This window comes from Brevibacillus sp. FIR094 (assembly GCF_050477165.1).
Taxonomy (GTDB): domain Bacteria; phylum Bacillota; class Bacilli; order Brevibacillales; family Brevibacillaceae; genus Brevibacillus.
This window is the reverse complement of record NZ_JBEAES010000002.1, coordinates 266,801-290,260: the sequence shown is the minus strand read 5'-3', so window position 1 is coordinate 290,260 and position 23,460 is coordinate 266,801. Positions and strand designations below refer to the sequence as shown.

Below are 23,460 nucleotides of genomic sequence, written 5' to 3'. Positions count from 1 at the left end.
CGGTGTATCAGGTCCTGATCTACGTCGGTTTCGCTTATGTTTGCTTCACATGGTTTATATGGCGACGAAAGCAGGGAATCGATCATATGCAAGGCATGATGGGCACGATGTCTGTTAGTATGATGATTGGGTTGATCGGTGGGTTGATCCTCGGCGATGTTTACAGGGGAGACCTTTATGTATCCACCATGTGGGGAATGCTGGCAGGTGGATTGTCTGGTTTTCTGCTAGGAGTTCCATTGTCGATTCTGAGTATTGTAGAAGGAATCTTATCAGGCGTCATGGGCGGGATGATGGGCGCCATGCTGGGAGAGATGGTTCCCAGTGAAAAAATAGAGCCTCTCCTGTTTGTTTTCGTCATGCTCTATACGGTATGTATGCTGCTCGTAGCCAAGCTGATTGATTTGAATAAAAAAGAATCGAAGTGGTCCTCCTTTTTTCATCATCCAGGCACTCCAGCTGTGTTACTGCTTGCCGTCTTCTTCTGGTTTCAATCATTACCGTTTCCATCCCCGGCTCTTTATGCCGGCGATCGCGCGACAGAAATCACCCTCACAGCCGTCGACTTTTCTTATAAACCGAACCAATTTACCGTGAAAAAAGATACGGAGTTCAAAGTTGTCTTTCAAAATGATGGCAATGTAGAGCACGATATCGAGGTTGTCTCTCATGGAAAAATCGTTACGATTTCAGAATCAAGCAGCGAACATCATCATGGAGGAATGGCTGAGGGGGTGGTTCATTTGCACGCCAAACCAGGAGAGTCTATTGAAACAGTGTGGAAGGCATTAGAGGAAGGATCCTATGAATTTTATTGTACGATCCCTGGACACAAAGAAAGCGGCATGATAGGACGCTTGCAAGTGACGGGATGAAGTAGAGGAGAGGCGAATCATGCCTTTCTTTTTTTCTTCATAGTTTCCTCACAACCTTTCTGTAAAATAAACGAAAAGGAAGACCCACTCGGAGGAGAAGCATGGATTGGTATTCGTACTTGTATCAATATGGAGTATGGTTCAGCAAGCCCTTTTCCGATTTGTATTACGGAATGGGCGAACAAGCACCGTTGATTGGAGCGTTGTTGCTCGGGATCGTTGGCGCATTTGCACCGTGCCAGTTATCAGGGAATGTGGCTGCTTTTACTGTGTTCGGGAAGAATGCCGTCGTCAAAGGTGGCTTTCGTAGTTATGTCTGGATGTTCATCCTGGGCAAAGCAGTCGTGTATTCCGCCTTGGGAGCAATCGTATTTGCGTTCGGCGAACAACTCTCTACACAAGCGATCCCTTTGTTTCTGTGGGCGAGAAAATTACTAGCTCCGATGTTTATTCTGATTGGATTGTTCTTAATCGGATGGATTCGATTGCCATTTCTACAAACGCAATCATTTGAGGAAAAAATCAAGCGTTTTTCGGAGCGATTTGAAGGGAAGACACAATCCTTTTGGCTTGGCGTTGCCTTTTCCCTCGGGTTTTGTCCGACGATGTTTTGGCTTTATTTTGGACTGACGATGCCTTTGATGTTCACGAGCTCGTTCGGCCCGATCATTCCCACTGTATTTGCACTAGGTACGGCGCTTCCATTGCTCATCGTATTACTACTGCTTGCCGTCGTAAGTGATAGCCCTTCTCTCATGAACAAAACGAGGAAATGGGGTACGGTAACGCAAAAGTTGGCTGGAATTGTGTTTGTCCTGCTCGGTATATCGGACTTTATGGCATTTTGGTAAGGCTGCGACAAGATAGAAATCGAAGAGGTGGATAAGATGAAAAAGAGATGGATAGTGAGCGCTCTGTTGGTGGTTCTCGCTACTGTAGCCCTCGTATTTTGGAATACCAAACCATCTTTGCAAGTCATTGATTCAGGACAGTTGTCGCAATGGATGACGGATGAACAAGAGATGGTGATTGTAGATCTGCGCGAGCCCGAATTATTTGAAGAGGGAAGAGTCCCCAATGCCATCAATATTCCTTTTGCAGAAATCAATGAGAAGTTTACCAGTATCCCTACAGACAAAAAAGTCGTCTTCGTCTGCCATACCGGAAGGATGGGAGTGGAGAGCGGAAACCTCCTGCTAGAAAATGGCTACAAAGATGTTGTGAATCTGGATGGAGGGATGGATAGGTGGACTGGACAAGTGGAGTCGTAAATGTTGAACCGCTTTCCTTTTATGGAGGAGAGCGGTTTCTTCGTTTTGGGAGATCAATCACGCCTACTGGGTGGGCTGCATAGTGTAGTCAGGAAGGAACAGACATTGCAAGCTGGAGGAGGATATTGGCATTGCATTCGCAAACACGCGACTATTATCCGTACGTTGGTCCCTATGATCCTTGTCCGCCGATTCGGGTGAAGACATACCAGGTACCCCCTCAGCTGTTCATGACATTTCAGCCGGAGAACTTGCCGCAATACAGCCCGATGGAAGCGTTGAGATTAGGTACGTTATGGCCGGCACTTTTTAGCCCTTATGACCCAAGACTGAGTCATTTGGGGAGGGGGCACTCATGACAGCTGAAAATAGATTTGGCGATGAACAATATTACGCTTTGCTTGAACAATTGCAAGCGATCGACTTTGTACTGGTAGAGCTCAGTCTTTATTTAGACACGCATCCAACCGATCAGAATGCTCTTCACCAGTTTAATGATTTAACGGAGCAACGTTGGGTTTTGGCAAACGAATATGAAAAATTGTATGGACCTCTGCAAAATCTTGGTCGCAGCTATTCAGGCTATCCGTGGCAGTGGAATGATGATCCATGGCCTTGGCAAGTTTAGAAGAGAGGGATAACGAAACCGATGTGGATCTACGAAAAAAAACTGCAGTATCCGGTTCGTGTCAGTAAGTGCGATGTAAGAATGGCGAAGTATTTGATTGAGCAATACGGAGGGGCGGATGGGGAGTTGGCAGCCGCTTTGCGCTATATGAACCAGCGATATACGATCCCGAATAAAGTTGTCGGATTATTAACAGATATCGCTACCGAAGAGTTTGCGCATCTCGAAATGATTGCCACGATGGTGTATAAGCTGACCAAAGACGCGACTGTAGAAGAGTTGAAGGAAGCGGGACTGGGTGACCATTACGCCAATCATGATCGGGCGCTCTTTTACAACAATGCCAGTGGTGTTCCGTGGACGGCTGCCTATATTGCTGCCAAGGGCGATCCAATCGCGGATTTGTATGAGGATATCGCGGCAGAAGAAAAAGCCCGCGCGACGTATCAATGGCTGATCGACATGACCGATGATGTTGATTTGCAGGACAGCTTGAAGTTTTTGCGAGAGCGGGAAGTCGTTCACTCGATGCGTTTTCGCGAGGCTGTAGAGATTTTGAAGGAAGAGCGGGATGCGAAGAAGATATTTTGAGAGGGAAAAAGAGAGCCGGTGGGCTCTCTTTTTTTCAGTGGTCATTCTTCGCTGAAATCGTATGGGATCACTATGATGGATTTCTGCCCCCATTTATGATTAAAAATAACCTCGGATTCTAACATTTCTGCAACTTCTCGTAACGGGACCACAAGAATGGTATTATTGTGCAGCTTTGCTTTGGCCGATGCAGTAACTGGGTAATTATTGATTATGAATCGATTACTTCCTGCTGGAATGGTAATCCAAATTGCGCTTCCCGGATAGGTCTCTTGAGTGATTGTTGCGGACTGGGTTGAATCGTCCCATCGAATAGTAGCACCAAGAGCATCCGCTAATTCGCGAAGCGACACATACATGACATCATTTTCAACTAAGATTAGCTCATTCAGTTTTTTATTATTTACTACCACACTCAGGACGGGGTCTTTATAAGGTGCTGAGTTCTCATGCGTAAAGGAAAATTTTATCGTGTAAATATCTTGAACGCCACTAAACTTAGAGTTGATGAATTTCATTGGTATTTGAAAAGATACGCGGGCAAATTGTCCCGGTTCTAACCGCAGTGATGAATTGATAACAGCGTGATTGGTCTCGGAATAAAAGTGAACCATGCCATTCTCATCAGCTAATGAAATTCCCGAGTATTTAAAGTTTGTGGCTGTTGCCTCTCCGTGATTAGTTAAAATGGTCTTGATGGTGAGGTTGTCCCCGGATTGCTTAAATTCGATTGCTCCGGGGTGGATGTATGGTCTGAGTTCTGCTTTTTTCCCTAATGTAAATGTATACGTTGGTTTTAGATAAGCACCCTCAATTTGTGAGGGATTTGTAACGGAAGGAACAAGATCAAAGTCTACCATTTCGAAAAAGTCATAACCGCTAGTGCCGGCTTCGAGATTATATCGTTCAATGTATTTAGGTTTCGTACTGATTTTTTGACCCTGCTTATTGAGCAAATCAATGCTTCCTTTAAGTTCAATTATTTCATAAGGACTGAGATTTCCCCAATTCAAGTATCCTTGTGCATAGTGACTTCCATCCGGCTTGGTTACAAATTTTACTTCCGTATATTCGAACAGTAAAGGATTCTTCTCCAATGATGCCAAGGAAACTGGAACCGATACAAAGAAAATAAAAAAGGTCAAAGCAAGGCACGTAAAAAGTCTCACCATTTTCCCCATTTCAAATCACCTCAAGATTGAAAATATCATGTTAGAAAAGCCCTCCAGAAAGAAGGCTTTTCCCTCACACATCCATAATAATCGGCAGGATCATGGGTCTGCGCTTTGTTTTGGCATATACAAATTTCCCAATCGATTCCCGCATTCCTTGCTTCAAGCGGTTCCACTGACTCACATTCGCTTCCTGTAAATTGGTGATCACCTCGGATGCAATGCGAGTAGCTTCCTCCAACAGGCCCTCTGATTCCGGAGCATGAATGAATCCGCGAGAAATAAGGTCAGGACCCGACAAAATCTTGCCGTCGGTTTTACTGCGCGTCACAACGATCACGAGAATGCCATCTTCCGAAAGATGTTTGCGATCCCGTAATATTCCATTCCCTACATCACCGATTCCTAAACCATCCACCAAGGTATTCCCGGCAGGGATTTTTCTTTCCTGCACAGCCACACCATCCTGAATATCCACGACATCTCCGTTATTAACAATGAAAATGGACTCGAAATCAACGCCGACGGATTCTGCCAACAGACGATGTTGATGGAGCATCCGATACTCACCGTGAATGGGGATAAAGTATTGTGGCTTCATGAGAGTGAGCATGAGCTTCAACTCTTCTTGGAAGCCATGGCCGGACACATGCATGCCTGTCCCGGAGCCATAAATAACGTTGGCACCCATAATAAACAAGTTGTCGACGATGCGGGCTACATTTCGTTCGTTTCCTGGAATGGGGGAAGAAGAGAGGATGACGGTATCGCCGCGATCTACTTTAACGTGCCGATACCCAGAGGTCGACAACCGGGATAAGGCTGCCATCGGTTCGCCTTGGCTTCCCGTACATAGGACAGCGACACGGGCTGGATCGAGCTCGTTCACTTCTTCTATTTCCACCAGCATGCCTTCTGGGATATGCAAATAGCCTTGTTCTGATGCGATTTTGACCACATTGACCATACTTCGTCCCAGCAAAGCTAGCTTTCGATTCGTCGCTCCTACGGCATCAATGACTTGTTGCAGGCGGTATACATTGGAAGCGAACGTCGAGACAAATATTTTCTGCTGTGCCTTACTGAATGCTTCTAACAGACGATCGCCCACGTTCTTTTCTGATGGAGTAAAGCCTGAGCGCTCCGCATTGGTACTCTCGGACAACAAGGCCAATACACCTTTTTGACCGATTTCAGCCATTCTGTGCAAATCGGGGGATTGCTTATGTACCGGCGTTAAATCAAATTTAAAATCGCCCGTATGCACAATAGAGCCTGCTTTTGTCTCAAATACAACACCCAAGCAATCAGGAATGCTATGGTTTGTCTGAAAAAAACTGATCGTGAGCGAGCCTAATGAAATGGTAGAGTGACGATCGATGGAGATGAGAGTGGTCTGATGAAGCAAATCATGCTCCTTCAGCTTCAATTCAATAAGTCCTAACGTTAAACGGGTACCGTAAACAGGGACGTTTAATTGTCGTAAAAAATAGGGAATGCCCCCGATGTGATCCTCATGTCCATGCGTGACAATCAAGGCTCGGACTTTTTCTTGATTTTCCAGCAGATAACTAATGTCCGGTATGATCAGATCAATTCCTAAATAACTCTCATCCGGGAACTTCGAGCCACAATCAATGAGGACGATTTCATCCCCGCATTGAATCCCGTACATGTTTTTTCCGATTTCATATACTCCTCCTAAAGCAAAAATAGAAAGAGTTTCATTCCATGCATTCATACGCAGTCACTGACCTCCCAAAAAGCATCTTGTGGTTACTTTTACCGATTGGAATGCTGAGTATGTATGGCTGGCAGGTTAGATCATGCAGCAAAAATGGATGAATGAACCAATCAGGAGTCGGGCACACTGGGGTAAGACTCATTTTGGAAGGGAGCAGCTCCGGTGAAAACCAAACGATTTCTTTTCCGCTTGTTTCTATTGATTGCCATTGCGGCTGGTGTGGAATGGTTTGTGTACGCGAACCAACAAGCGCAAACCGAAGTGGTAGCAGACGAGTCGCACGCTCATCATGCAGCGCCGACACTCGCTGTGACGCATACCCTTGAGAAAGATGATTTGCAACTCAAATTGGCCGTTACGAACTTCTCTTTTTCCCTCGAAAACATGGGGAAAGAAAACAAGCACGGGGAAGGTCATGTTCATCTGTACCTCGACGGCAAAAAGATCGCTAAAGTGTTTGAGCCTAGCTATGTCATGAAGGATATCCCGGCTGGGAAGCATGAGGTCAAGGTAGAATTGGCCCATAATAACCACGAGTCGTATGGTGTTGCAGAGAGCTTTTCCATTGAGGTAAAGCCCTGATAAGTTAGGGTAACTGTTGGGAAAAGGAAAAAAGCCGACTTCGATACGCCTTGTGGCTTTCGAACTGTCGGCTTTTTTCATGGATAGACTAGCGCATATGCACACTGACTTTTGCTTGCTGGTCTGGCAGGGCAATCACCAACGTCGGATAGCTGATGACTTGTGTTTTCATCGAACCTGGAGCTGGTGCTTGTACGCGAACCTGTACGGCAAAGGCATGAGGGCCAGTCCGCTTGACTTGGTCCGCCACTAAACGATATCCTCCTGTAGGGCGCTGTCCTGCACCCACGACTACATAGGATTTTCCATTGGCACGAACAATAGTGTGTCCGCCATTTTTTCGAACTTTCTTCAAAGCTTCCTGTACAGCTGGCGGATATGGAGCAGCAACGGCCTCGTAAGCAGCATCTGCTTGTACAGCCTCTTTCGTCACGGGCTCAGATACGGTAGGATGTTGAGGTGACAAGACTTGGGTACCCGTTACTGCCAAGGTTGCTGTTAAGAGTAAACTAGGAAATACATGCAACATCAAGATCCCTCCAATTGGTAAAAGTAATGAATCGAACATCATATAGACTGAGGTGACAGGCGTGCGTGTGAAGGATTCGCTGGAATACCTGTCCGAATCAACGCGACAAGCGATTCTACATGAACAGACCAAACGATATCAGCTTGCCGAAGAGCAAGATTTAACAGCGAGATTATTGGACCCCGCTTTTATTGGGCAAGTATGGGAACAGGCAGATGAGCTGGAACGAGCCGTTATGCGGCTTTTCGTAACCAAAGCGACGAGAGGCTTTTTTAGCAAACGAACTTGGGAACGCGAAACGGCAAAAGAGCACAGACATCTGTCAGTCGGCTTGACGAAATTGCGACGGCTTGGACTGATCTTGACTGTACGGAAAATGTGGAGTGAAATCGGCTATTTAATGCCACAAGAGGTTCGAGAGCAGTTGACGAATCAAATGCTGCCGGAAGCCACTCAGGCTTTTGTTTCTCTTTCAAAAACGCTCCCTTATTATATATCAGCAGGCAGAGGGATACAGCTGGATCTTTTTGGGCTTTTGTTGTTTATTCGAGACAACCAAATTCCCATTACGCAAAAAGGAAGCATTCATCGCAGGATGTCGCAAAAAATGCTGCCGCTGCTCTCGTTTACAGACGAGCATGTAAAAGGAATCGTGATTCCGCCACTCGATCAGGAACAAAGAGAGGGCTTATCCTTGACTGTTGTCCTTGATATTGCACTCAGACTGGGCTTGGTGCATAGGGAAGAGCGAGAACTCGTACTCGATCTCAATCAAACGAAGCAATGGCTGCATCAACCGCCGCTCGTACGTTGGGAAGAGATGTACCAACTCGTCATGGAACAATTTTTGCCGCATGGCGACTGGTGGGAATTTTTCATTCAATTGATGAGACAGGTTCCTCTCGAGCAGTGGTGTTCCATCCATGAGCAATTGCGCATGCTAAAAGAAGCAGGATTCCCTTTACCCGACAATGCAGAGGAGCTCATTGTGGAGCAATGGATGCATGTGTTAGTAGGCTTGGGATGGATTCAGCTCGGAATGGACGAAGAGAGAGGGATATTTTGGCGTTGGAGCAGTCTGCCGCGATTATCGTCGGAGGAAGGCTGGTTTGTGGACCCCACAGGTGCCATTACAATCCCTCCGCTTGTTCCATTGCTGGATGTATGGGAGATCAGCCGATTTTGCCAGCTCCAATTTGATGGGCAATTGATTCGGGGTGAATTGCAAGCAAGGCTGTTGCAATCGTATTTGGCTCAAGGAGGGACGGAGGAGCAAGTCATCGAAAGGATCCGTGCCTCCTGTGTTCATCCGTTACCCGAGAGCTTGATTGAGGTTGTGAGCCACTGGGCGAGAACAGCAAGGCAGATTCAAATGGAGCCGTACTTCCTCGTGCGGACAGCACATGCTGGATTTCTGGAGGAATGGCGCGAAATTCCTGACTTTCGCCCATTCCTTACCCAAGTGATATCGACGACTGCGTTTTTAATTCCGCACTCGCAGGAAAAAGAACTGATCCGTTTACTTCGTCACTTCGGTTATGAGCCGCAGGTGCTGTCACATGTTGCTAGCGCAAGCAGAGAGCTCCAGCCGCACCAAAACAGTCTAGCGGGGAATAAAGGCTTGCTTCTCATTGAACGGCCTTGGGACGGTTATGCTATTGAAAACACGTTCCCTGAGCAAAATGAGGAAATCGCCGCATTACCCAAAATGTGGACGAAGCATTTCCAATCGTATCATCCACAGTCCATGCGGGATTTGTTTAAGCGCGCAATAGAACTGAAGCTGGAAGTCGAGGTCCAGCAAAGCGGAAAAGAAAAGCTGCGAGGTCTACCGACAGAAGTACGCCTGGAAATGGGGTATTGGATGGTTACGATTGCCGGACAGGGCGGCAAACAGTGCTACCGTCTCGAAAACATTGAGCGAGTGCGCATTGTCGTGCCCGAATATCTGTACTAAGGGTGTGCATCGTGATACAATCAGGAATGACGTAAAGTTTTCACTTTACGGCGAAAGGAGGTCTCGCTTTATGGAAGCATTGGAAGCTGTGGATATGACACAGTTGATCATGGAGTCTCATGAGCTGTCCACGATGATTAACCAATCGCGCGAGGTCTCAGAGTATCTGGAGGCCAAACGCCAAATGGAAGCAGATGAGGAAGTACAACGTCTGCTCGTCGTGTTCGAGGCAAAGAAGGAACAGTACGAAGATGTGCAACGGTTCGGGAAGTATCACCCGGATTACAATCATATATCCAAAGAAGTACGGGAACTGAAGCGCAACATTGAACTGAGGGATTCCGTACAGGCATTCAAGCGAGCAGAGGATGCTCTGGATGAGCTCTTGTATCAAGTGAGTAGAACCATCGCTCATTCCGTCTCGGATACGATCAAGGTACCGAGCAACAATCCATTTTTAGAGGCGCAGGGCAGTGGTTGCGGTACAGGTGGAAGCTGCGGTTGTAGTGTGAAAAAGCCATCGTAATCACGCTGTTCCCGATTCATTTTGGCGCAACAGGAAACAATCTTCACAAAGGTTGCCACAGCAGAATTGCTTTTCGTCAGGTACGCGAAAGCGGAAGCGATACACATGCTGCACGTCATCAGAACGCACGTAAATGCATTCTGGCTTTAATTTGGTATCAGTGGTCAGGCGCTCTCCTGTTTCCATGAGCTGCTTTGTCAGCATAGGAGCAGGGAGCGTACTGCATACATAGAAAAAGCGCTGGCCTGCATACATTCGCCAACTGCTATGGGTCACGATTTTTTCGCGGTGAAGCGCTTCCTCGAATTGACGATAAAACGTAGCCAGCATAGACCACGATTCCTTTCTGTAATAAGCTTTCACGAGTAAGTATACCACGATTGGGAAGGAGACCGACGGCAAAACATGAGAGAGCGACGTCTGGGGGTCGCCGTGTGGGTGAAAAACACGCGTGCCGCCAAAAATTTACGCAAATTTGGCACCATTCATTACATCTCCAAACGCTTAAATTACGTTTCGATGTATGTGGATGCCAATTTGTTGGATGAAACCATTCGCATTATGGAAAAGCTGCACTTCGTAACAAAAATTGAACGTTCCCATCGCCACGAGATACCGGTAGAGTACAACAATGCCAGACCGGATAAGGCAAAGGAATACGATTATAAACAAGAAAAGAACCAGGTAATGGCACTAGCAGAGACCTTACAGGCAGAGGAAAGCAGCCAAGCAACCGTTGGTTCGACATAAGTTGTTCATAAGCTGCCATTTTTCGGCAGCTTTTTTGCTTTTGTTAAACTGGCGTACATGGTATGCTAAAGTGGAAGAAAACGAGAAGCCACGCGTATGAATGCGTTTTCAAGAGATAGATTAGTGAAAGAGAAGGTGAGCATACATGATTCATCTGGATATTAACTGCGATATGGCAGAGGGCTTCAGCAGAGGTCGACAATCTGAGGATTTGGGGATTATGAAATGGATCACCTCCGTTAATATTGCTTGCGGATTGCATGCAGGTGATCCACATATTATTTGCAGAACAATCGAAGCTGCACTCAAGCATGATGTGAAAATCGGGGCACATCCCGGTTATGCAGATATTCAAGGCTTCGGACGTCGTTCGATGAACTTGTCTGTCAATGAAGTATATGAGCTGGTGCTGTATCAAATTGCAGCCTTGGCTGGGACTACAAAAGCACTCGGTGGGGAGCTGCACCATGTGAAATTGCATGGCGCGCTGTATAACGAAGCGGCTGAACGCCCAGAGCTCGCCGAAGCGGTTGTCCAGGCCATTTCGGATATTGATGAGGAATTGATCCTCTATGCGCTGTCTGGCAGTAAGCTTGTAGAAGCAGGCTTGGAACACGGCCTTCAAGTAGCAGAGGAAGTATTTGCAGAGCGGGCTTATTTGCCGAATGGTCGATTGGCCCCGCGTGAGTTGGAAGGAAGTGTCCTGATCAGCAAGGAAGAACGCATGGAGCAGACACGTCAGCTCGTTTTAAAACAAAGAGTAATGACGGTCAATGGCGAGCACATTGACTTGGCGGCCGATACCCTTTGTGTCCATCACGAGAGCCATGACGTACTGCAATTCCTTGTAGAGGTACATAAGTGGGCAAAGCAAAACGATGTGAAAATTGAACCAATCACTGCTCGATAGTAAAAAGCCATCCAGCAATGCCATCCCATTATCGGGAAATGGACGTTGCTGAATGGCTTTTTTCATTTATCCGTTCTTTGATTGTGCCGTTATCAATCAGGAAAATGACATCTGCGAGCTTCTCAGCTTCTTCACGATCATGGGTGACCAGTAGAAACGGGATGTTCCACATGGCGTGAAGGCGAAGTAACTCATCCTGGCATTGTTTACGCGTATCCGCATCCAACGCAGATAAAGGCTCATCAAGGAGCAGAATGTCGGGTTCAGTAGCGAGTGCCCGTACGAGTGCCACCCGTTGTTTTTGTCCTCCAGATAATTGGTGAGGATATTTTTGCAGCAGATGATCGATTCCCACTGTGGACAATAATGGAGCCAAATTTAGTTCATGCTCTTTTTTCAGGCCGTATCGAACATTTTGCTCGACGGTCATGTGAGGGAACAGCGCATAATCTTGAAATAAATACCCGATGTTGCGTTTTTGTACGGGAAGCGGCTTCTGTCCTTCGCGATAAAAGACGTTCTCGTTTAATTGGATCACACCGGTATCAGGATGAACCAGACCTGCAATACTGTTCAATATCGTTGTTTTGCCAGAGCCGGATGGTCCGAACAGCACGACAATTTCTTTTTGCACCGAAAAGGACACATCCAAAATAAAATCAGGCAAACGCTTCTGTATGTTGACGGAGAGCATTACGATTCACCTGCCTTACTTTTGATTGGCGTACCTGCGCACGTTGCGACGACTCCACCAATTCAGCCAGAGAGTCGTACCCATACCCAAGGAAACGATAATGATGACCCAAAACAATGCCTTATCCATTTGACCAGCTTCAACAGCAAAATAAATGGCGACGGGAATCGTATCGGTTTTCCCAGGGATGTAGCCTGCGAGCATCAGCGTAGCACCAAACTCCCCTAAACCACGGGCAAAAGAAAGAACAAACCCAGCCAACAGACCAGGCCAAGCCAACGGAAAGGTGACAGTCCAGAATAATCGCCATTCGGAAGCGCCCATCGTGCGTGCTGCATTCTCCAAACGACGATCCACTCCTGTAAAGGCTGCGACTGCACTCTGGTACATCAACGGAAAGGAAACAACAATCGAGGCAATTACGGCTCCTGTCAGCGTAAAGACGACAGTAATATTGAACCATTCATGCAAAAGCTGGCCGAGAAAGCCGTTTTTTCCGAAAAGCATCAACAAGCCGAAGCCAACAACAGTGGGAGGGAGAACAAGCGGAAGCAAAAAGAAGGACTCCAGCACATTCTTCCCCCAAAAATCTTTTTGTGTCATCCACCTTGCAAAAACCATCCCAAGGACAAATACAAAGGAGGTGGAGAGCGCAGCTACTTTAAGGGAAAGCATCAAAGGAGTAAGATTCGTTTCGATCACGCTTGCCACCCCCCATTCGATTGGTTTATTTATTGAAACCCGTACTTCTGTAAGATCGCTTTTCCTTTGTCGCTTGTCAAGTAGGTAAGAAAAGCTTTTGCTGCATCTGGGTTCTTCGATGCGCTGACGACCGCACCTGGATAAACGATCGGCTTGTGCCATTCAGGCTTGGCTGTCGCTAATACCTTTACATTTTTCGAAGCTGCCGCATCACTGGAATAGACAATACCGACTTCTGCGTTACCAGATTCTACGAAGGTCAAAACTTGGCGAACATCGCTGCCAAATACCATTTGTGCCGAAAGAGAATCCCACATTTTCAGCGTATCCAATGTTTCTTTCGCATATCGTCCAGCAGGGACTGTCTCAGGCTCACCGACGGCAATATGCTTGATCGTTGCGTTGCTCAGCTCTTCAAAAGAAGAGATAGTGATAGGACTTGTGTTACCTGCAATGAGAACAAGCGAGTTTTTCGTGAAGTCTTGGCGTGTGTCTTTGGCGATCAGTTGTTGTTCCTCTAGACCGTCCATGTCTTTTTTACTAGCCGACAAAAATACGTCAGACGGAGCGCCTTGCGTAATTTGTGTGGCGAGTTTTCCTGAGCCTCCGAAGTTAAAGGTAAGGGTAGTTCCCGGGTGTTCTGTTTCGTATTGAGTTTTCAACTCATTTAAGGCATCTGTCAAGCTAGCAGCAGCAGAAATCATTAGTTCTACCTTTGCTACTTCGGTTTTGGCAGGCTCACTTGCTTGTGGGGCTGTTTGTGTTGTCGAGCAAGCAGTGAGCATCAAGCAAAATGCCGTCACTAAGGCTAACCAGTGCTTCTTCATAAAAAAAGACCTCCATAGTTATATTTAGTTATAATTAATTATAACTGGACATAACTAGATTATATGGATTCGTAATGAATAATCAATTGCGATTTTACGACAGTTGTTTGAAAATAGAGCAAAGAGATAACGGAGGCGGGACATGAGTCAACAAAATTCTTATACCACAGAAGAAATAGCAAAAATTCTACGTATTTCCAAGCTAACGGTCTACGATCTGATTAAAAAAGGAGAACTGCCCGCTTATCGCGTCGGGCGGCAAATGCGTGTAGACGAAAGCGATCTGGAAGCGTACAAGGCGAAGGCAAAGGGAGAATACAGACAAGCCTCAGCCGTCAGCATCCCACAGACAGGACAAGCTCAGCAGCCGTCACGATATGAGCAGACAGGTACAGGCCGCAATATTATTATTAGCGGGCAGGATGTGAGCTTGGACCTACTGGGGGGGCATTTGGAGAAAAAGGATGAGGCATACCGACCACTTCGCTCGTACGTGGGCTCTCTGAACAGCCTCGTGGCGATGTATACAGGGAAAGCAGATATCGTCAGCACGCACCTGTACGATGGGGATACCAACGAATACAATGTCCCGTATATTCGTCGCATTTTATGTGGGCATCGTTTTGTTGTTATCAATATGTTGTCACGATGGGCCGGATTCTACGTCCAGGGAGGCAATCCAAAACAGATCAAAGCATGGAGCGATTTTACCAAGCGGGGCATTCGAATGGTCAATCGGGAAAAAGGGTCCGGTGCACGCACATTGATTGAAGAGCAGTTTCGACTGGCAAACATAGCGGGGAATGACGTGATTGGCTATGAACGGGAAGAGTCCAATCACCTGGCAGTCGCAGGGGTAGTAGCACGGCGCGAGGCAGACGTAGGGGTGGGCATTGAAAAGGCAGCTTCACTCGTCGGAGTCGAGTTTGTCCCAACTGTGCGTGAGCGATATGACCTTGTCTTGTTGAAAAATAAGGACAATGAACCACTCATTCAGGCTGTTCTTGATGTTCTCGATTCGCGTCCGTTTCAAAAGGAATTGGAGGCAGTCGGGGGCTATGATCTTAGTCAGACCGGAAAAATTATGTACGAAACCTGGTAAACGCTAAAGAAAGCTGCCAATCATTACGATACAATGAGTGGCGGCTTTTTTATTTCACTCAGGAAAGGCATCGTCAAATAAGGCGTTTCCTCTACAGAATCTCCTGAATTTCTACTCAGTTTGACATATATTTGCTACAATGAAACAAAAACACTTAGCGCCTGCCGCCGGGCGGTTTATTTTATGGGGGCTGTCATGAAATCACTACATAAAACGAGCTTGCTAGTATGTGTGACGATCCTCGTTTTTTTTGGCTCAGTTGGGGTCGTCGCGTATTGGCCAGCCATTTCTCAAATCATTGCCATGAATCAATCACCAGAGGAGGAGCAAAAGTTCGTTGATCCATTTTCATATGATCCACCTCTGCCGTCTTATGTAAAGGATTTGAACCCTGTCTATAAGATTCAAGCTGAATTACATACGTCCGAAGCAAAAATAACCGGAAACATGACCTTGGAGTTCGACAACCCAAAAACTCCAGATGTACGCCTGTATATTTACGACTACCTTTGGAACAAAATGACGGTGAAGTCGATTCGCTACAAGGACAAGCCGCTTTCTTTTGAACGTGGTCAATCGCTGGTGAAGCTGGCAAATCCTCTTGGTAAGGAGCTTCGAGGCGCCTTAACTATTGAATTCGAGAACCCGGTTCCACGTAGGGGCACACGATTTGGGGTCAAAGACGATATATGGACGTTGACGACATGGTACCCGATGCTCGGGGCCCAAAATCAAAAAGGTGTTTGGTATGACCCGCCGCAACGCGTTGATTTTGGTGATCCATTCGTTTACCACTATGGAGATTACGATGTGTCATTTACCTCTCCACAAGGCTACAAATGGGTCAGTTCATGGGGCAGAGGACAATCGAAGTCAATCGGTGGTAGTAAGCAACAAGTCCATTATCAAGCAAAAAATCTGTTGAACTTTGGGCTGGTGGGAAGTCCGCTTTATCACATCGAAACGATTCAATTTGCTCCGAATTTAACGGTTGACATTGCTTCCGTTGATAAAGGAAACATAGAAAGAATCAAGACCATTGCCCAATCGGTATTTCCTACTTTCATCGACATGTACGGTCCGTTGCCGTATCCACACGTGGCGATTGCGGAAACAAGTACAGGCACGACGTACGCTATGGAATACGCGAATCTCGCCGTATTCAAAAGAGACATGCATCACAACAATCTGATTGATCATTGGCTGCCGCATGAGGTAGGGCATCTTTGGTGGTACAACAGTGTGGCTACATTGGAATCCTCGCATGGGTGGCTTGATGAGGGGCTGGTGGAGCTCGGCGTGTCTCATTACTTGCAGAAGCGTTATGGTGCCCAATCAGCTACGACTCTGTTAGATGTGTACAACCGGGATGTCAAACGTTTGCAAGAGCGTTATCCAAATGGAAAGCTGGACAAGCCGCTACAGAAGTTTGCCACAGAAGAAGAGTTTAAGCTGACCTGGTATTCCCGAGGAGCACTCCTGTTCGACAACCTACGCCGCAAAATCGGTGACGATGCCTATAAGCGATTCTTGCAGCGCGTCCAGCAAAATTATCATGGCAGTGTCATTGGTGCAGAGCATCTCGATCAGGCGCTTGGACAAACCTTGCAAGGGGAAGCGAAATATTTCACCCTGTATACCAATAGTGCAAATAAGAATGGCTTTGGTGCAGTGCAATTGGAGCCCTATATTACCACGATCATTAATAACATGAGCTTTTATCCATCGATTCCGGCTCGGGTCACCCAAAATACGGTGTATATTCCGCTGCGTGAGCTCGGTGAGAAAATGGGATTAGTGATTAGCTGGGACGACAAGAAACAAATGATCCGCGTAAAAGGAAATGGACGCGAAGTATTTATAAAGGAACGGGAGCGCTTTGCTGACGTAGATGGGAAGCGAATAGATTTAGGCAGTCCGTTAATCGAAATCAAAGAACGTACGATGGTTCCACTGTCATTTTTTGAAAAAGCATTAGGATATGAGACAGCGTACAATCAACAACAAAAAACGGTGAAGATCAATACATACCGAACGATTGGAAAGGCGGCAGAAACAAAATGAAAAACCTGGTGTTAGTCGGATTTATGGGAACAGGAAAAACCACGGTTGGCGCCGCACTCGCTGCCTCTTTGGGAATGAAGCATACGGACTTGGATGATGCGATTGTGGAGTGTGAAGCTCGCAGCATTCCAGAAATCTTCACCGATCAAGGCGAAGCGTATTTCCGAGACGTGGAAACGAAACGTCTTGCACAATTACTGGCAGCAGGGCCTCAGGTACTAACAACTGGGGGAGGAGCTGTATTACGGAAGCAAAACGTAGAGATGATGATGGAGCATGGCATCGTAATCGCGCTGCATGCCACGGAAGAAGAGCTCATCAAGCGTTTGGAAAATGATACAGGCAGGCCCTTGTTGGCAGGGGGCGTGGCGACAAGGGTAAAAACATTAATGGCGGAACGCGCTGGTGTATACGATTTCGCGCCGATTCAGGTGGATACGACAGGCAAGAGCCTTTCCGATATTGTGATGGAAATTACGAGCCAAGTGGTTGAAAGAACGTAGGACGGGGAACAATAGAGGGGACAGCGCTTGCACCGTGGTGTGAATCCGCGAGTAAGAAGGAGGTCAAGTGCGATGTCCTTTCAGGAATATTTAAAGTACCTGACGAAGCTGTTTGTTCAGTACATGGATACCCCAAAAGATGAACGCCGTTTGCGTAAGACTCCACGCGAGTCCTGGTCGTCACGCTGGTTTGGTGCCATTCCCATGTCCATTCGGCTGTTGTGGCGCAAATAAAATTCGCAAACCTATCATGAACGAAGACGGAGGGTGCATATGGCGAGAGTAGCGGTAGAAAATTCCCTGTCTGAAGTGTGCAAGATGCTGCGTCAAAATGGTTACGATGTTGTTGATTTGGGCAACTGGCAGCAGGTGGTAGATGCGATTGTCATTACAGGCCAGGATATCAACGTACTAGGTAATGAAAACAAAACGATTACAGGTGCTCCCATCATTAATGCAGAGGGAATGACGGTCAATGAAATTTTTCATGCCGTTCATGAACGTCTCTCTCCTACACAACATCGGTGAATAGAAAACGTAAAAAACAAGCTCTCCAACCGGTTATTCGGCAGGAGAGCTTGTTTCGTTTACGAAAAATCGTCCGACGCGATGGGCATACGAATACGGGACAAAGCGCAGGCCCTCATCCCATACGCCGACATAAGCATTTTGGTCGTTCCATAAATGCAGGGACCCCACTACAAAGGGTGCCAAAACCTGTGACTGATGAATCGGGACGGCTAATGTTACCGGTGAGGTATAATCTTGCTGCCACAATTGTTTCCAGGACACGTCTGTGTCCGTTGTACTCATTTGGCTGACCCACCCGATATGATCAAAAGGATCAGCCTCGGCTGCGCTTAAAATTCTCATTTGAGTCAGGCGTTGTCCATTTTGTATGAGCTGCTCGCCTGCAAAAGCATCGACAGCGGGCTCACTAATTTGAAAGGAAGTGGGGTACATTTCTCCCGTTTTTGCATTGACCATTTGAGAATCTGACTTCTGGGTGATCAGCCAGTAAGAAGCGAACCCGTCATAAACTGGCTCTGCCGCGATTTCTTTCGGAGCAAAAGCGTCATCGAACAAGATGTACTCCCCGACACCGTATTCCAGCAGAACAAATTTCTCATGGGAAGTGGAATCAGGTGCTTCTCCTATCACCAAATACCCTACTTGCTTGTCCGCTTTTTTTATACTTACCAGCCATTGATGCTGCCCTGCACCAAGTGTTTGCACGTCCGTTTTTGCATCCTGCCATTGCTTGAATTGAGGGTCTCGGCTTGCGATTGCATCTACCCATTCTCGAATTTGTGCTTGGAATTGCTTGTCCCAACTTGCTTCGTCTTGCGCAAAAGCTGGTAAGGAAAGCAGCATCAGAGACAAAAGAGCAGCGATAAAAGGAAGAAATCGTCTGGTCACAACTATGCACCACCTTTTGTAAAGGCTTAACCTATTCCTATTGTAACCAGCTATGACAAAAAGATTTGTTGCAACGTGTCTTTTCTGTTTCACATTTTCTCGTTGATCTTTTACAGGATTCGCCCTGATGCGGGGAGATGTCGCATGCTTTTTGCTTTCGATGACCGCATGAGCGGAGGAGAGGAAGATAAATAGAACAAGCCACCGTTGATGAACGAAACCTCGATCCGCGGCTCGTATTGCCATGCCAACTCGTCCTTTCGGCGTTGTCTTTCCTCATCTGGCGTGCTCTTTTTCCACTCTGCTTGATTAATCTCTTCGCGTGAAGTGGTTTGGATTCCATTTGCTCGTAAAAAGTCGAGGATTCGTCCGCCAGAAGCCCGGTATTCGTCAAAAGATATTGGCTGTTCGACAGAAGCTGGTCCAGTTGGATCAGGTTCGGAATGCAGGGCTTCTTGCTCGAGCGACGACTGAGCTTCGGGCTGCTCTGCTGCATCATCGGTTTCATCTTCGGTTTTGTTCGCGTTTGCCTGCTCATCCTGTGGTTCGCGCCGTGCTAATTCTTCATAGTACGCTTCCAAGATGGACATTTCTTCGCTCAAACGTGTGCGCGCTTCCTCTGCCCATTGCTGATCTTCTTGTTCCAATGTATGTTCGACTTCCTGTTGTGCCATTTGGAGGGCTTCCTGTATGGTTACCTTTCGATCTAACGTGTAATAGTAGTCAGGGATCGCAGGGGTCAAGGAAAGTGAAAATAAAAACGAAGTGAAATCCGTCACCATCCGTGGCTGATGCAAATTAATCCCCAGGTACAATAAAATGTCACGACGCTTGTCACAGAGCAGAGAAACCTTCAAGTTCATCCCGAGCCAAGGCACGAGAGGGGTTGACCGACGCTTGCCGGCATTGCCTAAAAGTCCCCCTTGTTGCTCGTACATACAGACAAAGCTGCCATGCTTTTTGGTTGAAGAGAAAATTTGTTGCATGCGTGCAGCCCCTAGATGCAGATGCTCGGATCGTAAACCCTCAGGCGTGCAATCCGGATGAAAAGTAAAGGTGAGTATTAATGGCTGATAAGCCAAATTCATCTTATCCACCCAGCTCCAGTAAAAAGGGCGATTGCCGATATCTTTGTCCACCTCGACAGGGAGTTTGACTGTGAAATAATCCGGGTGAGATTCGACGATATGGGCTGAAAAAGTCGCCAAATAGCGCTCGACAAATTGTCTGACCTGTTGTTGCTGCATCAGGAGACCTCATTTCTTTTTCGTTTCCAACAGAATTATTGGTCAGCCGCCTCAGAAAGAGGGACCGATTCTTTTGTTATTTTGCTTGCCCGAATCGCGTGTCCAATGTTATCGAGCTTCAGCGCCATTTCTTTGGAGGAGCGGGAATCCATAATGATTTGAATCAGATTATCTTCCAAGGCGTGACTTAAATTCAGACGTTCCACAATATCATCGAGTTCACCGATGACCATTTCAAACAGGTCGATTTTTTCATACAGCAGCTTGAGAATATGCTCCTCGATCGTTCCTGTTGTTGATAAATTGTAAATGTGCACATCTCTTTTTTGTCCGAGACGATGGACGCGACCGATTCGTTGCTCCACTCGCATGGGATTCCAAGGCATATCGTAATTGATTACTTGATTGCAGAACTGCAAATTGATGCCTTCCCCGCCTGCTTCCGTCGCGATCAGGACTTGTGCACGATTTTGGAAAAGATCAGTCATCCAGTCCTTTTTGCTGCGTTTAAAGCCACCGCGGAAGGGGACAGAAGTAATGCCGTGGTCGTGCAAATACTTTTGTAGATAGTTTTGTGTTGCTCGATACTCGGTAAAAATGATCACTTTGTCGTTGATTTGTTGAATGAGCTCAACCGCTTTGGCAGCCTTGGAATGTGTCTCAATTTGTTTGATCATCTCGACTAGCTCAAGAATTTGTGTGCGCAAGGGAGAGTCCTCTCCGGTGCGCTGGTGCATGTTATACAGCGTCATAAACGCAGCTTCCTTACTTGAGCAGACCTCACGCTGCAAAGTAATCAGAGCGAGAGAGTTGAAGCCGCCTACGCCAAATCCTGTTTGGTATTGCTCACGAACAAAGCGCGTCACACCTTCGTACAAGGTCAATTCCTCTGGAGAAAGATCAATCGGAATCGACTGAACGCGGCGACTGGTGAATTGAATACCACCATCACTTCGTTTGTTGCGAATCATGACCTTTTCAATTTCTTCCCGCAATTTCTCGCTGTTTTTGGATTGGCGTTTGCCCTCTACGTAATTGGTAGAGAAGGTGGAAGTATGGCCGAGGTGACCTGGCTTTAACAAATTGATGAGGTTGTATAGCTCGTCCATCTCGTTTTGAATAGGAGTTGCGGTAAGGAGCAGGCAATATTTTTTGCGGATTTCTTTGACGAACTGATAGTTGCGTGTCCGTTTATTTTTGAGTTTATGGGCCTCGTCGATGATGAGCATGTCGTAATCGATGTCGAGTACGTGACGCCTGTGAGGATCTCGTTTTGCTGTGTCTATCGATGCGACAACGACCTCGTGTTGCCGCCACATATATTCTTTTTTTTGCGCGACTGCTGCAATCCCGAATTTCTGATGAAGCTCTTTTGTCCATTGAATGACGAGTGAGGCTGGAACTAGAACGAGAATTTTTTTAGCCAAGCCGCGGACCATATACTCCTTCATGATCAAACCTGCTTCGATCGTTTTTCCCAGACCGACCTCATCAGCGAGAATGGCTCGGCCACGCATCTCTAATAGGACACGTTTCGCCGTTTCCAACTGGTGTGGAAATGGCGATAAGAGTGGGAGGTATTTCAGACATTGCAGCTGATCAAATTCGTGAACAGACATCGCTTCCTCGGCTTCCAATGAGAGCTTGAATAGCTCCCACTTATCCCAGGGGCCATCTTCTTGCATACGTTCTGTAAGCGGATTGATCCAGTTCGTATCAAATGAAATAGGAACATTCGGCATATAAGATACTCCTTTTCATAGCTCTGCCATAACTTTCATGGTTAATGTCTAAAAACTGAACATTTATCTATTGTCAATGTCTTTTGTTAAGTTTTTCTGAAACTGACTGTTAATTTGTATATTTTCAACTTTGGACTCTCATGGTAGGATAAAGAGGTAGTACATCCATTAGTATGGAAATGATAGCAAAAACTTATGTATGACCATGAAACAACCGCGAATGATGGTAGTAGGGAGAGACTGCTTGAACGTTTGGCAGCGCCGAAGGAGCAAGCCGGTAACGGTGAATCTCTCAGGCAAAAGTACCTCTACCGGACGCAACTCTGGAGAGAGCTCACACGAGCCACCAAAGGGGAAACTTGCAAGTGGGGAAGAAAGATTCCTCATGAGCTTCGCAAGGTAACTCTCAGGTACCAAGGACAGAGGAGGAGAAATGGGCACCATTATTTTGGTGTACCCGTTTTTTCTCCTCTGTTTTGTTTTGGATCTTATTGTTCACAGGAGGTGCCACATGTCCAATTTGAAACGTACGCCACTATTTGATTCTTATGCAAAGTATGGCGCGAAAACCATCGACTTCGGTGGTTGGGATCTGCCGGTGCAGTTTACAAGCATTGGTCAAGAGCATGAAGCTGTTCGGACAAAAGCTGGTCTATTTGATGTTTCCCATATGGGAGAAGTGGACGTAAAAGGGGAAAACGCTCTTTCTTATCTCCAGCGTGTGACTACGAATGACGTATCCAAGCTGGCAGTTGGGCAGGCGCAGTACAGTGTGCTTTGCTACCCAGATGGGGGGACGGTAGACGATCTGCTTGTTTACAAATATGCAGATGATCATTACCTGCTCGTCATCAACGCGGGGAATATCGACAAAGACTATGCGTGGCTAGAAGAACATCTGATTCCCGGCGTAACGATTGAGAATATTTCGCCACAAACAGCACAAATCGCGATTCAAGGTCCTTTGGCAGAATCCATTCTGCAAAAGCTGACGACGACAGACTTGTCTCAAATCGGCTTTTTCCGTTTTGAGCGTGATGTCCAAGTGAGCGGTATTCCGGCATTGGTCTCCCGCACTGGCTATACTGGCGAGGATGGCTTCGAGATTTATTTGGATGCCGATCGTGCAGCAGAGCTGTGGAACATCTTGCTGGATGGCGGAAAAGAAGAAGGTCTTTTGCCGTGCGGTCTCGGTGCGCGCGATACGCTTCGTTTTGAATCCAAGCTGCCACTGTACGGCCAAGAGCTCAGCAAAGACATCACTCCGATCGAAGCGGGCATTGGCTTTGCTGTCAAGGTAGACAAAGAAGTGCCGTTCATCGGTCAAGAAGTGCTGAAGGCACAAAAAGAAAACGGTGCCCCACGCAAGCTGGTAGGGATCGAAATGATCGACCGTGGGATCCCGCGTACACATTACCCTGTCTATGTGGGGGAAGAGCTCATTGGCGAAGTGACGACGGGAACACAATCTCCAACCTTGAAGAAGAACGTCGGTCTCGCTCTCGTAAAAACCGAGCATGCTGCGTTAGGTACACAAGTAGAAGTAGAAATTCGCGGAAAACGTCTGAAAGCAGAAGTCGTAGCCGCTCCATTTTATAAACGTCCAAAAAACTAAGCGATACACC

The 23,460-nt window shown here is 46.8% G+C and carries 27 protein-coding genes and 2 riboswitches; of the genes, 17 read left to right on the top strand and 10 right to left on the bottom strand.

Annotated features, from left to right (window positions below; genetic code table 11):
* Window positions 1-2: 2 nt before the first annotated feature.
* The 6 genes from ACQ5DJ_RS02710 (at window position 3) to ACQ5DJ_RS02685 (ending at window position 3,365) form a co-directional block, all read left to right on the top strand.
* Complete coding sequence (locus ACQ5DJ_RS02710) at window positions 3-875, top strand: cupredoxin domain-containing protein (protein WP_429841114.1); 873 nt, start codon at window positions 3-5, stop codon at window positions 873-875.
* A gap of 101 nt (window positions 876-976) precedes the next feature.
* Window positions 977-1,726 (top strand): cytochrome c biogenesis CcdA family protein, encoded by a 750-nt coding sequence (locus ACQ5DJ_RS02705; protein ID WP_429841057.1) that lies wholly within the window; start codon window positions 977-979, stop codon window positions 1,724-1,726.
* A 36-nt stretch (window positions 1,727-1,762) separates the two neighbouring features.
* Window positions 1,763-2,146 carry a rhodanese-like domain-containing protein gene (locus tag ACQ5DJ_RS02700; RefSeq protein WP_429841056.1) on the top strand — a complete coding sequence of 128 codons (384 nt, stop codon included), beginning with the start codon at window positions 1,763-1,765 and terminating at the stop codon, window positions 2,144-2,146.
* Window positions 2,147-2,277: 131 nt separating this feature from the next.
* Window positions 2,278-2,505 (top strand): spore coat associated protein CotJA, encoded by a 228-nt coding sequence (locus tag ACQ5DJ_RS02695; protein ID WP_069844587.1) that lies wholly within the window; start codon window positions 2,278-2,280, stop codon window positions 2,503-2,505.
* Window positions 2,502-2,774: a spore coat protein CotJB gene (locus ACQ5DJ_RS02690; protein WP_137029509.1), complete on the top strand. Its 273-nt coding sequence runs from the start codon at window positions 2,502-2,504 to the stop codon at window positions 2,772-2,774. The genes ACQ5DJ_RS02695 and ACQ5DJ_RS02690 overlap by 4 nt, the downstream gene beginning before the upstream one ends.
* 21 nt (window positions 2,775-2,795) lie before the next feature.
* Window positions 2,796-3,365: a manganese catalase family protein gene (locus ACQ5DJ_RS02685; RefSeq protein WP_007725798.1), complete on the top strand. Its 570-nt coding sequence runs from the start codon at window positions 2,796-2,798 to the stop codon at window positions 3,363-3,365.
* A gap of 41 nt (window positions 3,366-3,406) precedes the next feature.
* On the opposite strand, the gene ACQ5DJ_RS02680 is transcribed toward ACQ5DJ_RS02685, so the two are convergent.
* Window positions 3,407-4,546 (bottom strand): copper amine oxidase N-terminal domain-containing protein, encoded by a 1,140-nt coding sequence (locus ACQ5DJ_RS02680; protein ID WP_429841055.1) that lies wholly within the window; start codon window positions 4,544-4,546, stop codon window positions 3,407-3,409.
* A 64-nt stretch (window positions 4,547-4,610) separates the two neighbouring features.
* Complete coding sequence (locus ACQ5DJ_RS02675) at window positions 4,611-6,278, bottom strand: ribonuclease J (RefSeq protein WP_429841054.1); 1,668 nt, start codon at window positions 6,276-6,278, stop codon at window positions 4,611-4,613.
* A 165-nt stretch (window positions 6,279-6,443) separates the two neighbouring features.
* On the opposite strand from ACQ5DJ_RS02675, the gene ACQ5DJ_RS02670 reads away from it, so the two are divergent.
* Window positions 6,444-6,863: a hypothetical protein gene (locus ACQ5DJ_RS02670; protein WP_017247955.1), complete on the top strand. Its 420-nt coding sequence runs from the start codon at window positions 6,444-6,446 to the stop codon at window positions 6,861-6,863.
* Between the two features lie 88 nt (window positions 6,864-6,951).
* Here the strand turns inward: ACQ5DJ_RS02670 and ACQ5DJ_RS02665 are convergent, their stop codons facing one another.
* On the bottom strand, window positions 6,952-7,392 hold the full coding sequence (locus tag ACQ5DJ_RS02665; RefSeq protein ID WP_429841053.1) for a protease complex subunit PrcB family protein: 441 nt from the start codon (window positions 7,390-7,392) through the stop codon (window positions 6,952-6,954).
* A gap of 61 nt (window positions 7,393-7,453) precedes the next feature.
* On the opposite strand from ACQ5DJ_RS02665, the gene ACQ5DJ_RS02660 reads away from it, so the two are divergent.
* Window positions 7,454-9,349, top strand: a complete 1,896-nt coding sequence (locus ACQ5DJ_RS02660; protein WP_429841052.1) for a hypothetical protein — start codon at window positions 7,454-7,456, stop codon at window positions 9,347-9,349.
* A 70-nt stretch (window positions 9,350-9,419) separates the two neighbouring features.
* Entirely contained in the window at window positions 9,420-9,875 is a 456-nt protein-coding gene (locus ACQ5DJ_RS02655; RefSeq protein ID WP_429841051.1) for a YlbF family regulator, read from the top strand.
* Here the strand turns inward: ACQ5DJ_RS02655 and ACQ5DJ_RS02650 are convergent, their stop codons facing one another.
* The gene (locus ACQ5DJ_RS02650) at window positions 9,876-10,205 is read right to left on the bottom strand and encodes a hypothetical protein (RefSeq protein WP_429841050.1); all 330 of its coding nucleotides are present in this window, start codon (window positions 10,203-10,205) and stop codon (window positions 9,876-9,878) included.
* Window positions 10,206-10,280: 75 nt separating this feature from the next.
* Between ACQ5DJ_RS02650 and ACQ5DJ_RS02645 the strand changes: the two genes are divergently transcribed.
* Window positions 10,281-10,625 carry a YlbG family protein gene (locus ACQ5DJ_RS02645; protein ID WP_429841049.1) on the top strand — a complete coding sequence of 115 codons (345 nt, stop codon included), beginning with the start codon at window positions 10,281-10,283 and terminating at the stop codon, window positions 10,623-10,625.
* A 145-nt stretch (window positions 10,626-10,770) separates the two neighbouring features.
* Window positions 10,771-11,535 (top strand): LamB/YcsF family protein, encoded by a 765-nt coding sequence (locus ACQ5DJ_RS02640; RefSeq protein WP_429841048.1) that lies wholly within the window; start codon window positions 10,771-10,773, stop codon window positions 11,533-11,535.
* A gap of 28 nt (window positions 11,536-11,563) precedes the next feature.
* On the opposite strand, the gene ACQ5DJ_RS02635 is transcribed toward ACQ5DJ_RS02640, so the two are convergent.
* From ACQ5DJ_RS02635 to modA, 3 genes are read right to left on the bottom strand one after another with little or no spacing between them, the layout of a single operon-like run.
* Complete coding sequence (locus ACQ5DJ_RS02635; protein ID WP_429841047.1) at window positions 11,564-12,229, bottom strand: ABC transporter ATP-binding protein; 666 nt, start codon at window positions 12,227-12,229, stop codon at window positions 11,564-11,566.
* 15 nt (window positions 12,230-12,244) lie between these two features.
* The gene (gene modB, locus ACQ5DJ_RS02630; protein WP_106652886.1) at window positions 12,245-12,931 is read right to left on the bottom strand and encodes a molybdate ABC transporter permease subunit; all 687 of its coding nucleotides are present in this window, start codon (window positions 12,929-12,931) and stop codon (window positions 12,245-12,247) included.
* A gap of 29 nt (window positions 12,932-12,960) precedes the next feature.
* Window positions 12,961-13,758 carry a molybdate ABC transporter substrate-binding protein gene (modA, locus tag ACQ5DJ_RS02625; RefSeq protein WP_429841046.1) on the bottom strand — a complete coding sequence of 266 codons (798 nt, stop codon included), beginning with the start codon at window positions 13,756-13,758 and terminating at the stop codon, window positions 12,961-12,963.
* A 142-nt stretch (window positions 13,759-13,900) separates the two neighbouring features.
* Between modA and ACQ5DJ_RS02620 the strand changes: the two genes are divergently transcribed.
* The 5 genes from ACQ5DJ_RS02620 to ACQ5DJ_RS02600 all read left to right on the top strand — a co-directional run bounded on the left by ACQ5DJ_RS02620 (window position 13,901) and on the right by ACQ5DJ_RS02600 (window position 17,955).
* A complete protein-coding gene (locus tag ACQ5DJ_RS02620) occupies window positions 13,901-14,860 on the top strand; it encodes a substrate-binding domain-containing protein (protein WP_429841045.1) in 960 nt (319 codons plus the stop codon).
* A gap of 195 nt (window positions 14,861-15,055) precedes the next feature.
* Window positions 15,056-16,924 (top strand): stalk domain-containing protein, encoded by a 1,869-nt coding sequence (locus ACQ5DJ_RS02615; protein ID WP_429841044.1) that lies wholly within the window; start codon window positions 15,056-15,058, stop codon window positions 16,922-16,924.
* The gene (locus tag ACQ5DJ_RS02610; RefSeq protein ID WP_429841043.1) at window positions 16,921-17,427 is read left to right on the top strand and encodes a shikimate kinase; all 507 of its coding nucleotides are present in this window, start codon (window positions 16,921-16,923) and stop codon (window positions 17,425-17,427) included. The genes ACQ5DJ_RS02615 and ACQ5DJ_RS02610 overlap by 4 nt, the downstream gene beginning before the upstream one ends.
* A gap of 72 nt (window positions 17,428-17,499) precedes the next feature.
* Entirely contained in the window at window positions 17,500-17,661 is a 162-nt protein-coding gene (locus ACQ5DJ_RS02605) for a YqzE family protein (protein ID WP_007725773.1), read from the top strand.
* Between the two features lie 39 nt (window positions 17,662-17,700).
* Window positions 17,701-17,955: a YkuS family protein gene (locus ACQ5DJ_RS02600; RefSeq protein ID WP_429841042.1), complete on the top strand. Its 255-nt coding sequence runs from the start codon at window positions 17,701-17,703 to the stop codon at window positions 17,953-17,955.
* 33 nt (window positions 17,956-17,988) lie between these two features.
* Here the strand turns inward: ACQ5DJ_RS02600 and ACQ5DJ_RS02595 are convergent, their stop codons facing one another.
* The 3 genes from ACQ5DJ_RS02595 to ACQ5DJ_RS02585 all read right to left on the bottom strand — a co-directional run bounded on the left by ACQ5DJ_RS02595 (window position 17,989) and on the right by ACQ5DJ_RS02585 (window position 21,835).
* Window positions 17,989-18,846: a hypothetical protein gene (locus ACQ5DJ_RS02595; protein WP_429841041.1), complete on the bottom strand. Its 858-nt coding sequence runs from the start codon at window positions 18,844-18,846 to the stop codon at window positions 17,989-17,991.
* A 110-nt stretch (window positions 18,847-18,956) separates the two neighbouring features.
* A complete protein-coding gene (locus tag ACQ5DJ_RS02590) occupies window positions 18,957-20,093 on the bottom strand; it encodes a YqhG family protein (protein WP_429841040.1) in 1,137 nt (378 codons plus the stop codon).
* A 35-nt stretch (window positions 20,094-20,128) separates the two neighbouring features.
* Window positions 20,129-21,835 carry a DEAD/DEAH box helicase gene (locus tag ACQ5DJ_RS02585; RefSeq protein ID WP_429841039.1) on the bottom strand — a complete coding sequence of 569 codons (1,707 nt, stop codon included), beginning with the start codon at window positions 21,833-21,835 and terminating at the stop codon, window positions 20,129-20,131.
* A 220-nt stretch (window positions 21,836-22,055) separates the two neighbouring features.
* Window positions 22,056-22,153: riboswitch (glycine riboswitch) on the top strand.
* Window positions 22,154-22,268, top strand: a riboswitch (glycine riboswitch).
* Between the two features lie 78 nt (window positions 22,269-22,346).
* Here ACQ5DJ_RS02585 and gcvT point away from each other — a divergent pair.
* Window positions 22,347-23,450 carry a glycine cleavage system aminomethyltransferase GcvT gene (gene gcvT / locus ACQ5DJ_RS02580; protein WP_429841038.1) on the top strand — a complete coding sequence of 368 codons (1,104 nt, stop codon included), beginning with the start codon at window positions 22,347-22,349 and terminating at the stop codon, window positions 23,448-23,450.
* The last annotated feature ends 10 nt before the right edge of the window (window positions 23,451-23,460 follow it).

Coding starts and splice junctions, on each gene's coding strand:
- ACQ5DJ_RS02705 (WP_429841057.1), top strand. CDS start 977: ATGGATTGGTATTCGTACTTGTATCAATATGGAGTATGGTTCAGCAAG.
- ACQ5DJ_RS02700 (WP_429841056.1), top strand. CDS start 1,763: ATGAAAAAGAGATGGATAGTGAGCGCTCTGTTGGTGGTTCTCGCTACT.
- ACQ5DJ_RS02690 (WP_137029509.1), top strand. CDS start 2,502: ATGACAGCTGAAAATAGATTTGGCGATGAACAATATTACGCTTTGCTT.
- ACQ5DJ_RS02685 (WP_007725798.1), top strand. CDS start 2,796: ATGTGGATCTACGAAAAAAAACTGCAGTATCCGGTTCGTGTCAGTAAG.
- ACQ5DJ_RS02680 (WP_429841055.1), bottom strand. CDS start 4,546: ATGGGGAAAATGGTGAGACTTTTTACGTGCCTTGCTTTGACCTTTTTT.
- ACQ5DJ_RS02675 (WP_429841054.1), bottom strand. CDS start 6,278: ATGAATGCATGGAATGAAACTCTTTCTATTTTTGCTTTAGGAGGAGTA.
- ACQ5DJ_RS02665 (WP_429841053.1), bottom strand. CDS start 7,392: ATGTTGCATGTATTTCCTAGTTTACTCTTAACAGCAACCTTGGCAGTA.
- ACQ5DJ_RS02655 (WP_429841051.1), top strand. CDS start 9,420: ATGGAAGCATTGGAAGCTGTGGATATGACACAGTTGATCATGGAGTCT.
- ACQ5DJ_RS02650 (WP_429841050.1), bottom strand. CDS start 10,205: ATGCTGGCTACGTTTTATCGTCAATTCGAGGAAGCGCTTCACCGCGAA.
- ACQ5DJ_RS02645 (WP_429841049.1), top strand. CDS start 10,281: ATGAGAGAGCGACGTCTGGGGGTCGCCGTGTGGGTGAAAAACACGCGT.
- ACQ5DJ_RS02640 (WP_429841048.1), top strand. CDS start 10,771: ATGATTCATCTGGATATTAACTGCGATATGGCAGAGGGCTTCAGCAGA.
- ACQ5DJ_RS02635 (WP_429841047.1), bottom strand. CDS start 12,229: ATGCTCTCCGTCAACATACAGAAGCGTTTGCCTGATTTTATTTTGGAT.
- modA (WP_429841046.1), bottom strand. CDS start 13,758: ATGAAGAAGCACTGGTTAGCCTTAGTGACGGCATTTTGCTTGATGCTC.
- ACQ5DJ_RS02620 (WP_429841045.1), top strand. CDS start 13,901: ATGAGTCAACAAAATTCTTATACCACAGAAGAAATAGCAAAAATTCTA.
- ACQ5DJ_RS02615 (WP_429841044.1), top strand. CDS start 15,056: ATGAAATCACTACATAAAACGAGCTTGCTAGTATGTGTGACGATCCTC.
- ACQ5DJ_RS02610 (WP_429841043.1), top strand. CDS start 16,921: ATGAAAAACCTGGTGTTAGTCGGATTTATGGGAACAGGAAAAACCACG.
- ACQ5DJ_RS02605 (WP_007725773.1), top strand. CDS start 17,500: ATGTCCTTTCAGGAATATTTAAAGTACCTGACGAAGCTGTTTGTTCAG.
- ACQ5DJ_RS02600 (WP_429841042.1), top strand. CDS start 17,701: ATGGCGAGAGTAGCGGTAGAAAATTCCCTGTCTGAAGTGTGCAAGATG.
- ACQ5DJ_RS02590 (WP_429841040.1), bottom strand. CDS start 20,093: ATGCAGCAACAACAGGTCAGACAATTTGTCGAGCGCTATTTGGCGACT.
- ACQ5DJ_RS02585 (WP_429841039.1), bottom strand. CDS start 21,835: ATGCCGAATGTTCCTATTTCATTTGATACGAACTGGATCAATCCGCTT.
- gcvT (WP_429841038.1), top strand. CDS start 22,347: ATGTCCAATTTGAAACGTACGCCACTATTTGATTCTTATGCAAAGTAT.